We start from the raw sequence: 11,384 nt of genomic DNA, 5'->3' as shown, positions 1-11,384 counted from the left end.
TTGGAGCGAATTCAGGCTGGTAGAAGGCAAATCGTGACTCTTGTCAACTCCCTTGGGACACAGGGTGAGGGCTACCGTGTCCCCAACCCACGAGTCACATACAATCGGCGATTAAGTTATTACCCAAAGTAATGTAAAGTGGGGAGGGTGTGCTTGCCGAGGCGCCGACCAGGGAGGTTGTTCGCCGGTTCCGGTGACCGAACGGTATCGCGGGGGAACGCGGGGCGAATCCGGTTCGTCGAAGGGAGAACCGTGAGAGGCGGTGGGCACATCAGAGTCCCAGAGGCCGAAGGGCAGAGGGCGGAACGAGGGGGGAGGACGGAACGGTGAGTATCTCGGAGAAGCCGATGGCGCCCGAGGGGAGCCCGCCGGGGGCCTGGCGGTCCTGGCCGGTCTTCCGACAGCCTCCGGGGCTGGTCGTCTACCTGGTCCTACTGGTGTTCGTCGCGTTGTTCCTGTTCGGGGTGGCCGCCGCGCAGACGGTGTTCACCGCCTACGACCTCACGCTCTTCGTCGCCCTCACACTGTGCGCCGTGGTGTGCGTGGAGGCGATCCGGCGCATCGGGATCCCCGAAGGCGTGAGCCGCGACCTGCTGGGCGCCTGGTGGCTACCGGCGATGCTCCTGCTGCCGCCGCTGTACTCGCTCCTGATCCCCGCGCCCGTCTTCCTCATCCTGCAACGCAGGAGCAGGCGGGCGCTCCTGCACCGCAGGGTCTTCAACGCCGCCTCGGTCGGCGTCTCCGGGTTCCTGGCCTCGGTGCTCTGGAACAGCGGGCAGAACGGACCGATCGCCGGGATCGGCGGCACCTCCTCCGCGCACGAGACCCTGACCACCGTCAACGGCGTCTTCCTGGCCCTGGCCTGCTGCGCCGTCTTCACGCTGCTCAACACCCTCCTGGTCTTCTTCGCGGCCCGGCTCAGCACCGGGGCCGGCAGCACGCCGAGCATGTGGGACCGTGAGGCGCTCCTGGTGGACTCCGTCGAATTATGTGTCGGCGTCACCGTCGCCATCCTCGCGCAGCTCTCCCTGTTCCTGCTGGTGATCGCCGTTCCCCCGGTGCTCCTGCTCCAGCGCAGCCTCGTCTACCAGCAGTTGCAGACCGCCGCCCGTACCGACCCCAAGACCGGGCTCCTCAACGCCCCCACCTGGGAACAGGAGGCGGCGGCGCAGATCGCCCGCGCGCGTTCCTCGTCCGGTCAGGCCGCCGTGCTCATCGTCGACATCGACCACTTCAAACGGGTCAACGACAACTACGGGCACCTCTTCGGCGACCAGGTCCTGCTGGGGGTGGCCACCACCATCTCCCAGCAGTTGCGCCAGTCCGACCTGCTCGGTCGCTTCGGGGGCGAGGAGTTCGTGGTCCTGCTGCCGGGCGCGGACACCACCGAGGCATGGCAGGCGGCGGAACGACTGCGCTCCCAGGTCGGCCGGATGGAGATCGCGGTGGACGACGTCCCCGTGTCGATCACCATCTCGATCGGTGTGGCGGTGGTCGGCGACCACGGCGACGATCTCGTCGAGCTGCTCACCGCGGCCGACCTCGCGCTCTACCGGGCCAAGGAGACCGGCCGCGACCGGGTCTGCCTGCCCGCGGGGCGGCCCGAGGTGAGCGGGAAGATCCCCGGCCCCCGCGAGGGGGAGACCCACCGGGCCGGCGGTTCGGCCGATCAACTCTGAGCGGCGGGTCGGGGAGGCGCGCGGGTTGTCCACAGGCTCCGACACCCGTGCTTGCGCCGTCACCGCCCGGTGACCGAACGTGAGTACATGCCTCGTGATCGGTACGAACCCTCCCCGGACCCCGACGACCTTCCCCGACCCACCGACGGCCCCGCCACCTTCGACGGAGGGGGCGCCGGCCCCGGCCCTCGACCGCCGACCCTCGGCCCCCCACTACGGCTGAACGACGCGAACGACCTCCTGGCGATCCTGCCCCGCCTGGTCCGCCGACCGCTCGTCGACGCGGTCGTCACCCTGGTCCTGGACCGGCACGAGGTCCTCGGGGTGCTGTACGGCCCCCTCGACCATCTGGAGCGGACCTCGGCGACCGAACACGGCGGTTCGAGCGCGGTGGAGATCGCCCTGCGCTCCTCGGCCGACTCGATCCTGGTGATCGCCTTCGGCCCGGCGGAACGGGTGGACCCCCACGTGACCTCGCTGCTCGTGGCGGCCGGGACGGCGGGCCTGGCGGTGCCGGAGGCGCTGCGGATCACCGACGGTCGTTACCTCTCCTACCTGTGCCGAGGAGCCGACTGCTGCCCGGAGGAAGGGCACCCCCTCGCCCCTCGACCCGCACCGATCCCCCTCCCGGGCCCGGAACCCGGGGAACCGGTACGAGACGCCCGGATCCGGGCCCTGCTCGAACCGGTCGAGGGCACGCCCCGCGCGACGGCGGAACGGGCCGCCGCGGCCGAGGAGGAACGCGCGCGGCGCGAGGACCCCCGGGCCGCGGGTCGTGTCCCCTCGGTGCTCAGGGCGGTCCGGAGGGAGCGGGAGGGGCGTGTCACCGACCCCGGCGCCCTGGCGGCGCTCGGGGTCCATCTGCTCGATCTCCGGGCTCGGGACGCGGTCTGGGCCGGGATCACCCCGGAGACGGCCCGGCTCCACCTCGGGTTGTGGTCCAGGGTCGCCCGCCACGTCCCCGAACGCCATCGGGCCGCTCCGGCGGCCCTGCTCGCGGTCGCGGCCTGGCAGCTGGACGACGAACCTCTGGCCAGGGCCGCCCTGCGGGTCGCCACCGAGGCCGCCCCCGGGTACGCGATGGCGGTGCTGATGGAACGGGCCTTGAGTTGGGGGTTGCCCGCCGACCGTTGGGCCGGATACGTGGCCGAACACGGGGGAGCCGAGGGCCTGACACGGGCGACCTTGGAGCGGGAACCCGAACCCGACGACCCACCGGAAGGGCGCCCATAGGGATGAATCGGACAGGAGGGGTCGCGAACCCCTGTGGGGCGGGGGAGGTCGCACGGAACTCGTGGCCCCGGCACATCTCCCGACGCCCTAGGCTGGAGGCATGCCGGAGTACATCTACACCATGCAAAACGTGCGCAAGGCGCATGGCGACAAGGTCGTCCTGGACAACGTTTCGGGTTCGTTCCTGCCCGGAGCCAAGATCGGTGTCGTGGGACCCAACGGTTCGGGTAAGTCGACGCTGCTGAAGATCATGGCCGGCATCGAGCAGCCGTCCAACGGCGAGGCGCGACTCATGCCGGGGTTCACGGTGGGCCTGCTCGCCCAGGAGCCGCACCTCGACGAGACCAAGACCGTCCTGGAGAACGTGCAGGACGGCGTCGCCGAGACCAAGGCGATGCTGGACCGCTTCAACGAGATCGCCGAGAAGATGGCGACGGACTACTCCGACGATCTTCTCGAGGAGATGGGCAAGCTCCAGGAGCAGCTCGACCACCGCAACGCCTGGGACCTGGACAGCCAGCTCGAGCAGGCGATGGACGCTCTGCGCTGCCCGCCCGGGGACGCCGACGTCACCCAGCTCTCCGGTGGTGAGAAGCGCCGGGTCGCCCTCTGCAAGATCCTGCTGGAGGCCCCCGACCTGCTGCTGCTCGACGAGCCCACCAACCACCTGGACGCCGAGAGCGTGAACTGGTTGGAGCAGCACCTGGCCAAGTACCCCGGCACCATCATCGCCATCACCCACGACAGGTACTTCCTGGACCACGTGGCGACCTGGATCCTGGAGCTGGACCGGGGACAGTTCTACCCCTACGAGGGCAACTACAGCACCTACCTGGAGACCAAGCAGGCCCGCCTGAAGGTCGAAGGGCAGAAGGACGCCAAGAAGGCCAAGCGTCTCAAGGAGGAGTTGGAGTGGGTCCGCTCCAACGCCAAGGCCCGTCAGACCAAGAGCAAGTCCCGTCTCCAGCGCTACGAGGAGATGGCCGCCGAGGCCGACAAGACCCGCAAGCTGGACTTCGAGGAGATCCAGATCCCGCCGGGTCCGCGTCTGGGCAACACCGTGGTCGAGGTCAAGAACCTCACCAAGGGCTTCGACGACCGGGTGCTCATCGAGAACCTCAGCTTCTCGCTGCCGCCCAACGGCATCGTCGGCATCATCGGCCCCAACGGTGTCGGTAAGACCACGCTGTTCAAGATGATCGTGGGCGAGGAGACCCCCGACGAGGGCACCATCAACGTCGGTGACACCGTCCAGATCTCCTACGTCGACCAGTACCGGGGTCGTATCGACGACACCAAGAACGTCTGGGAGACCATCTCCGACGGCGAGAGCTTCATCGAGGTCGGCAAGGTCGAGATCCCGAGCCGCGCTTACGTCGCCGCCTTCGGCTTCAAGGGTTCGGACCAGCAGAAGTCCTCCGGGGTGCTCTCCGGTGGTGAGCGCAACCGCGTCAACCTGGCGCTCACGCTCAAGCAGGGCGGCAACCTGCTGCTCCTGGACGAGCCCACCAACGACCTGGACGTGGAGACCCTCGGGTCGCTGGAGAACGCCATCCTGGACTTCCCGGGCTGCGCCGTGATCACCTCCCACGACCGCTGGTTCCTGGACCGCGTCGCCACGCACATCCTCGCCTGGGAGGGTGGTGCCAACTGGTTCTGGTTCGAGGGCAACTTCGAGGCCTACGAGAAGAACAAGGTCGAGCGCCTGGGCCCGGACGCCGCGCGTCCGCACGCGGTCACCCACCGCAAGCTCACCCGCGACTAGACGCGGAACGCTTGTGTTCGGCCCCGCCCTCCGGCCTCGGAGGGCGGGGCCCTTTCGTGCCCGATGGTCGATCTATTCCCTCCGGAGGGCTCGACCTGACGGAACGGGGGACGTCGCATACCCTGGGGGCGATGACTTCCGCGCGTGATGACCACCAGAGCGCGGGCGACGAGCCCGTGCGGACGACCTTCTACGAGGCCGTGGGCGGGGAGGAGACCTTCACCCGCCTGGTACGCCGTTTCTACGAGCGTGTGGCCGAAGACCCCGTGTTGCGACCCATGTATCCGGAGGAGGACCTCGGCCCCGCCGAGGAACGGCTCCGGCTGTTCCTCATCCAGTACTGGGGAGGGCCGCGCACCTACAACGAGCTGCGCGGCCACCCGCGTCTGCGGATGCGGCACTTCCCCTTCCGCATCGGTGCCGTCGAGCGCGACCTGTGGCTGGAGCACATGCGCGCCGCGGTGGACTCCCTGGAGCTGCCCCAGAGCCTGGAGCGTCGTCTCTGGGAGTACATGGTCATGGCCGCGCACAGCATGGTCAACGTCCCGGAGGAGGCCACGCCTCCGGAGGTGGCCGAGCCGACCTCGGTGACGGTCGGACCCGACGGCGGTGTGCGCGCGGGCGGCTCGGACGACGGTGACGACGACGGCGAGGCCATCACCATCTCACTGAAGCGTTGAGCCGGGGCGGTTCCGCTCAGGAGTACTCGGCGAGCAGGGCGCGCTCGGTGTCGTTCAGACGCCGGGCGCTCTGCGTCGCCACGTCGAAACCGACCAGGACGGTCGAGGCCTTCAGGTACACGCGCTCGTCGTCGAGGATCTCGTAGGCCAGGGTGCAGCTGGCGTTGCGCACCTGTGTCACCCACAGTTCGACCCGCACCGGGTCGGTCCGGGGCAGCAGCGGGGCGACGTAGTCGGCCTCCTGACGGGCCACCACCATGGCCCCGAAGCCATCGCCCCGCGCCACCGAGCCCAGGTTGAGGAACGAGACCCGGGCGTCCTCCAGGTAGGTGAGCATCCGCACGTTGTTGACGTGCTGCTGGGGGTCCAGGTCGGCGTAGCGCACCTGCGCGTGGTGCACGTACCGCTTGGTCTCGGCGGTGGTCTCGGTCGGGGTCACGTTGCGGGTCCTCTCCCTCGGGTCACCCCCGGAGGGGCTCCTGCGCTCGGGTGCGCCCGGCGGGGAACGTCGGGGCACGACCCCTCATTGTTCCAAAGAGGACCGGACGGGGCCCCGGGTGGTCCTGTGTCCTTGCTCTCCCACCCGGAGCCCGCGTCGATGGTCAGCCGACCGAGAGTCCCAGGTGGTGGGCGAGGAAGGCGAGCTGGTCGGCGCTCAGTTCCACGCTGCGGCTCACCGAACGGGAGCTGTGCCCCACCTCTCCCTCCCTGCGCAGCAGCACCGGGCTCTCCTCGATCGACGACGAGGTGGCGTGCTGGAGGGCCGCGCACAGCTTGCGCGCGTGCAGCGGGTCCACACGCGTGTCGTTGTCGAACACGGTGAAGAGGACGGCCGGGTAGCGGGTGCCCTCACGCACGTTGTGGTACGGGGAGTAGCCCAGCAACCAGCCCAGCTCCTCGGGCACGTCGGCGCTGCCGTACTCCACGCTCCACAGCTGTCCGAGCCCGAACCTCTCGTAGCGCACCATGTCCAGCAGGGGGGCCGAGCACACGGCGGCGGCGAACAGGTCCGGTCGCTGGGTGACCATGGTGCCCACGAGCAGGCCGCCGTTGCTGCCGCCCATGATCGCCAGGTGGTCGGTGTCGGTGACACCCGAGGAGATCAGGTGTTCGGCGGCCGCCGCGCAGTCGTCGAACACGTTCTGCTTCTTCCCGAGCATGCCGTCGCGGTGCCACTGCTCGCCCTCCTCCAGGCCGCCCCGCAGGTTGGCCACGGCGTAGACGCCGCCGGCCTCGACCCAGGACAGGATCGTCGCGGAGTAGGAGGGGGTCATCGGGATCTGGAAGCCGCCGTAGCCGTACAGGATGGTCGGCCGGGGGCCGTCCGCCGGAGCGACCGGGGAGACGACCAGCATCCGGACCGTGGTGCCGTCCTTGGAGGTGAAGGACACCTGCTCGGTGCGGACCTCGGGCAGGTCGACCTCGCCGGGGGCCTGGGCCCAACGCTCCACCGTGTCGGCGCGGGCGTCGTAGCGGTAGACCGAGGAGGGGTGGGTGTTGTCGGTGTAGCCGAACCACGCCTCGTGGCCGCCCTCGGGGCGGGCGGTCAGACCGGCCAGACTCCCCAACCCGGGCATGGGCAGGGTGCCCAGGAGCTCTCCGGAGGCCGGGTCGTGGCGGGTGATCTCGCTGATCGCGTGCCGGCTCCAGACCGCGAGCAGCACGGGGGAGTCGAGCTCCTCGCCGTCGAGGAGGGCGTGTCCCTGGAGCACCGCCTCCTCGTCCTCGTGGATCAGGGTGGTCCAGTTCTCGTACCCGGGGGAGGCCGGGTCGACCACGCACAGACGTCCGCGCGGGGCGTCGCGGTCGGTGAGCAGGTACAGGCGACCGTCGCGGCCGACCCGGGCGCCGGTGTCGGCGTCGACGCCCTCCTGAACGGTGACCAGGCGGGGGCTCTCCAGAGGGCCCTCGTGCAGGTCGGCGACCCAGAGGTCGATGGCGGCGGAGGTGCCCTTGGCCGAGGACAGCACCAGCCAACGGCCGTCCGTGCTGATGGACAGGCCGTAGTACTCGGTCTTGTCCCGGCCCTCGCCGAAGACGATCGCGTCCTCCTCGGCGGGGGTTCCCAACCGGTGCAGGTAGACGCGGCGGTGGTAGCTCTCCTCGCCTTCGGGGACCAGGTCGGTGGACAGCCGGCGCACGTAGTAGAAGGCCGAGCCGTCCGGCAGCCAGGCCACCGGGCTGTACCGGGTGCGGTCGATGGGGGTGTCGACGAGCTCCCCCGAGTCCACGTCCATGAGGCGCAGGAGGGACTCCTCGTCGCCTCCCTCGGAGAGCTGGTAGGCCAGCAGACGGCCGTCGGGGGAGGGGCTCCAGGAGTCCAGGGTGGTCGTTCCGCTCGGGTCCAGGACCCCGGGGTCGATCAGGGTGCGCTCGGGGCCGTCGCCGTCTTGGACGGACAGTACGGAGTGCTCCTGGCCGGGGCCGAGACGGGTGCTGAAGCGGCGCTCGCCCCGCCACACAGGCACCCCCACGTTCCCGGCACCCATGAGTGAGCGGAGCCGTTCGGCGAAGGGGTCGCGGGCGACGTGTTCGGAGCCGAGTCGGTGGTACAGGTCGTCCTGGGCGTCGGACCATTCCTTGGTGTCGGGGGAGTCGGCCTCCTCCAACCATCGGTAGGGGTCCCGGACCATGTGGCCGTGCAGGTTCTCTTGGATGTCCAGCCGTTGGGCCGGGGGATAGCGGAGTTCGCTCATACTTCGCACCCTATCCACCCATATCTCACCGTGTGTGTTCGGCGCGGCGGCAACGTGAAACCCGGCTTCTCGGCCGCACAATGGGTTCCAGAAAGCGACAACGAGCGGTTTTCTGGACGCCCGACGTAAATTGGGGTGGCGCCGGGACGGTTCCACCCAGCAAACTGAATGCGGGACGCAACTCGGCGGGAACCACCGGGAGGTCCGTGTGGCAAGGCGTAAGGAGACATCGGTCTTCGAACCGGTGCACAGGGAGGTTTCCCGGGCGGCCGAACGGCCGGCCGGGAAGGAGACACGGCGGTCGGCGACGACCGTCGGGGTGACGCGATGAGCGCCCGACGCAGCCGGGAGGGTGGTCCAGGCACCGCCCGCCGCCACGTGCTGCTGCTCAACGCCAGCTTCGAACCATTGACGACGCTTCCGCTACGCAGAGCGATCCTGCTCGTTCTGCGGGAGAAGGCGGAGGTCGTCCACGAGGACGGCACGGGGGCGATGCTGCATTCGGCCACCCGCTCCTACGACGTGCCGTCGGTGATCCGGCTCAGGCGCTACATCAGTGTTCCGTACAGCCGCAGGGTGCCCCTCACCCGAGTGGCGCTCATGCGCAGAGACAGGCACACCTGCGGTTACTGCGGTAAGAAGGCCGAGACGATCGACCACGTCATCCCTCGAAGCAGGGGCGGTGCCCACGTGTGGGAGAACGTCGTGGCGGCCTGCAAGCCCTGCAACCACCGCAAGGCGGACAAGTTCCTGGACGAGATCGGCTGGGAACTGCACATCACCCCCAAGGTGCCCAAGGGACCCCACTGGCGGTTGATCAACGGTGACCTGCACGGCGACCCCCAGTGGGAGCCGTACATGGCGCATCTGGCCGCCTGAGGCGGCCCGCGGGGTCGGGGGCACGCGTCCCACCCGGTCCCGTGAACGCCCTCGGAGACGGAGCCCTTCCCCGGCCCGGCTCCGGGGGCGTCGCCCTGCCGGGGACCTCGAGCGCGGATCTATCCTGAGCCCATGCCCAGATACGATTTCCGCTGCCGCGAGTGCGGCGAGACCTTCGAGCTCTCCCGGCCCATGGCCGACTCCGACGCCCCGGCGGACTGCCCGCGAGGGCACGACGACACGGTGCGCCTGCTGTCCACCGTCGCGGTGGGCGGACGCGCGTCCGCCCCCGCCGCCCCCACCGGTGGCGGGTGCTGCGGGGGCGGCTGCTGTTCCTGAACCGACCACGGTCCGGTGGGACCACGTCGGGTCCCCGGGGCCCACGTCCTTCGGGAGTGGGTCCCGGGTCGGTCAGCGCTCGATCTGGGAGATGTCGCGGGCCGCGCCGGTGGAGGCCGAGGTGGCCATCGCGGCGTAGGCGCGCAGCGCGGCGGTCACCGGACGCTCGCGGTCGCGCGGCCGGAACCGGCCCAGCTCCTTGAGCAGACGCTCGCGTCGGGTGTCCAGCTCGTCCTCGGGGACCCGCAGCGCGATGCCCCGGTTCGGGATGTCGATCTCGATGACGTCGCCGTCCTCGACCAGGGCGATGTCGCCCCCGGCCGCGGCCTCCGGGGAGGCGTGGCCGATGGACAGCCCCGAGGTGCCGCCGGAGAAGCGGCCGTCGGTGATGAGCGCGCAGGCCTTGCCCAGACCGCGTCCCTTCAGGAAGCTCGTCGGGTACAGCATCTCCTGCATACCGGGGCCGCCCTTGGGGCCCTCGTAGCGGATGACGACCACGTCACCGGGGACGATCCGCTTGTTGAGGATGCCGTCGACCGCGTCCTCCTGGGATTCGAAGACCTTGGCGGGGCCGGAGAAGGTCCACAGTTCCTCCTCCACGCCGGCGGTCTTGACGATCGCGCCGTCCGGGGCGAGGTTGCCGAACAGCACGGCCAGCCCGCCGTCCTTGGTGTAGGCGTGCTCCACGGAGCGGATACAGCCCTTCTCGCGGTCGGTGTCCAGCGTGTCCCAGCGGACGCTCTGCGAGTAGGCCTTGGTGGTGCGGCGGCCTCCGGGGGCGGCGTGGAAGAGCTCCAGGGCCTCCTCGCTCACCGTCTCCGAGACGATGTCCCAGCGGTCGAGCACCTCGCCGATGGTCTCGCCGTGAACGGTGGGCAGTGAGGTGTCGAGCAGACCGCCTCGGGCCAGTTCGCCCAGGATGGCGGGGATGCCGCCGGCCCGGTGGACGTCCTCGATGTGGTACTTCTCGGTGTTCGGCGCGACCTTGCACAGGCAGGGGACCCGGCGCGAGATCTCGTCGATCTCGGGCAGCCCGAAGTCCACACCGGCCTCGGTGGCCGTGGCCAGCAGGTGCAGGATCGTGTTGGTGGAGCCGCCCATCGCCACGTCCAGGGCCATCGCGTTGCCGAAGGCGGCGGGGGTGGCGATGGACAGGGGCAGCACCGAGGCGTCGTCGTCCTCGTAGTAACGCTTGGCGGCCTTCACGACCAGGCGACCGGCGTCCTCGTACAGGGCCCGGCGGGCGGTGTGGGTGGCCAGGACGGTGCCGTTGCCGGGCAGGGCCAGGCCCATCGCCTCGGTGAGGCAGTTCATCGAGTTGGCGGTGAACATGCCCGAGCAGGAACCGCAGGTCGGACAGGCGTTCTCCTCCATCTCGTCCAGCTCGGCCTGGGAGACGCTCTCGTCGGCGGCGGCGATCATGGGGTTGATCAGGTCGAGCTTGCGGACCGTGGTGGCGGTGCCGTTCACGACGGTGACCTTGCCGGCCTCCATCGGGCCGCCGGAGACGAACACGGTGGGGATGTTCAGCCGCATCGCGGCGAGCAGCATGCCCGGGGTGATCTTGTCGCAGTTGGACACGCACACCAGGGCGTCGGCGCAGTGGGCGTTGACCATGTACTCGACGGAGTCGGCGATGAGCTCGCGGCTGGGCAGCGAGTACAGCATGCCGCCGTGGCCCATGGCGATGCCGTCGTCGACGGCGATGGAGTTGAACTCGCGGGGGACCCCGCCCGCCTCGCGGATGGCGTCGGCGACGACCGCGGCGACCTCGCGCAGGTGCACGTGACCGGGGACGAACTCGGTGAAGCTGTTGGCCACGGCCACGATGGGCTTGCCGAAGTCCTCACGCTCTACACCGGTGGCGCGCATGAGGGCGCGTGCGCCTGCCATGTTCCTGCCGTGGGTGACCGTGCGTGAGCGTAGGGCCGGCATGGGTTGGGCTCCCCTCGTTACAGGTGTTTCCCCACGATGGTAGCCCCCCTCGCGGACAGCTTCGGTCTCGCTCGGGGAGACGGCTGTTCCGTATTCTGAGACATCGGGGAATGTTCGCCCTGGTTCGCCCTGGGGTGAGCGGACATGCGTCGGGCCCGGAGGCTCCGTGGTACGGGGG

General features: G+C 69.8%; 9 protein-coding genes. 6 read left to right on the top strand and 3 right to left on the bottom strand.

Translation table 11 applies throughout. The features are described from left to right. The first annotated feature begins 326 nt into the window (after window positions 1-326). The 4 genes from U9J66_RS16085 to U9J66_RS16070 all read left to right on the top strand — a co-directional run bounded on the left by U9J66_RS16085 (window position 327) and on the right by U9J66_RS16070 (window position 5,357). Entirely contained in the window at window positions 327-1,679 is a 1,353-nt protein-coding gene (locus U9J66_RS16085; RefSeq protein ID WP_014910312.1) for a GGDEF domain-containing protein, read from the top strand. Window positions 1,680-1,766: 87 nt separating this feature from the next. After that, the gene (locus tag U9J66_RS16080; protein WP_161110365.1) at window positions 1,767-2,912 is read left to right on the top strand and encodes a DUF4192 domain-containing protein; all 1,146 of its coding nucleotides are present in this window, start codon (window positions 1,767-1,769) and stop codon (window positions 2,910-2,912) included. 100 nt (window positions 2,913-3,012) lie between these two features. Continuing rightward, window positions 3,013-4,677 carry an energy-dependent translational throttle protein EttA gene (gene ettA, locus U9J66_RS16075; RefSeq protein ID WP_014911447.1) on the top strand — a complete coding sequence of 555 codons (1,665 nt, stop codon included), beginning with the start codon at window positions 3,013-3,015 and terminating at the stop codon, window positions 4,675-4,677. A gap of 131 nt (window positions 4,678-4,808) precedes the next feature. Continuing rightward, complete coding sequence (locus U9J66_RS16070; protein WP_017533758.1) at window positions 4,809-5,357, top strand: globin; 549 nt, start codon at window positions 4,809-4,811, stop codon at window positions 5,355-5,357. A 16-nt stretch (window positions 5,358-5,373) separates the two neighbouring features. Here the strand turns inward: U9J66_RS16070 and U9J66_RS16065 are convergent, their stop codons facing one another. Together U9J66_RS16065 and U9J66_RS16060 are read right to left on the bottom strand one after the other, a co-directional pair. Further along, window positions 5,374-5,796, bottom strand: a complete 423-nt coding sequence (locus U9J66_RS16065) for an acyl-CoA thioesterase (RefSeq protein WP_017533759.1) — start codon at window positions 5,794-5,796, stop codon at window positions 5,374-5,376. Window positions 5,797-5,959: 163 nt separating this feature from the next. Then, window positions 5,960-8,053: a prolyl oligopeptidase family serine peptidase gene (locus tag U9J66_RS16060; protein WP_017533760.1), complete on the bottom strand. Its 2,094-nt coding sequence runs from the start codon at window positions 8,051-8,053 to the stop codon at window positions 5,960-5,962. Window positions 8,054-8,431: 378 nt separating this feature from the next. Between U9J66_RS16060 and U9J66_RS16055 the strand changes: the two genes are divergently transcribed. Both U9J66_RS16055 and U9J66_RS16050 read left to right on the top strand, forming a co-directional pair. After that, a complete protein-coding gene (locus U9J66_RS16055; protein WP_014909715.1) occupies window positions 8,432-8,932 on the top strand; it encodes an HNH endonuclease in 501 nt (166 codons plus the stop codon). 132 nt (window positions 8,933-9,064) lie between these two features. Then, the gene (locus tag U9J66_RS16050) at window positions 9,065-9,271 is read left to right on the top strand and encodes an FmdB family zinc ribbon protein (protein WP_014909920.1); all 207 of its coding nucleotides are present in this window, start codon (window positions 9,065-9,067) and stop codon (window positions 9,269-9,271) included. Between the two features lie 72 nt (window positions 9,272-9,343). Here U9J66_RS16050 and ilvD read toward each other — a convergent pair whose 3' ends face one another. Then, on the bottom strand, window positions 9,344-11,206 hold the full coding sequence (ilvD, locus tag U9J66_RS16045; protein WP_014911384.1) for a dihydroxy-acid dehydratase: 1,863 nt from the start codon (window positions 11,204-11,206) through the stop codon (window positions 9,344-9,346). Window positions 11,207-11,384: the final 178 nt, after the last annotated feature.

Source organism: Nocardiopsis sp. LDBS1602, assembly GCF_035818715.1.
Lineage (GTDB): Bacteria > Actinomycetota > Actinomycetes > Streptosporangiales > Streptosporangiaceae > Nocardiopsis > Nocardiopsis alba.
The sequence above is the reverse complement of the archived record's forward strand: the minus strand, read 5'-3'. Positions and strand labels throughout refer to the sequence as shown.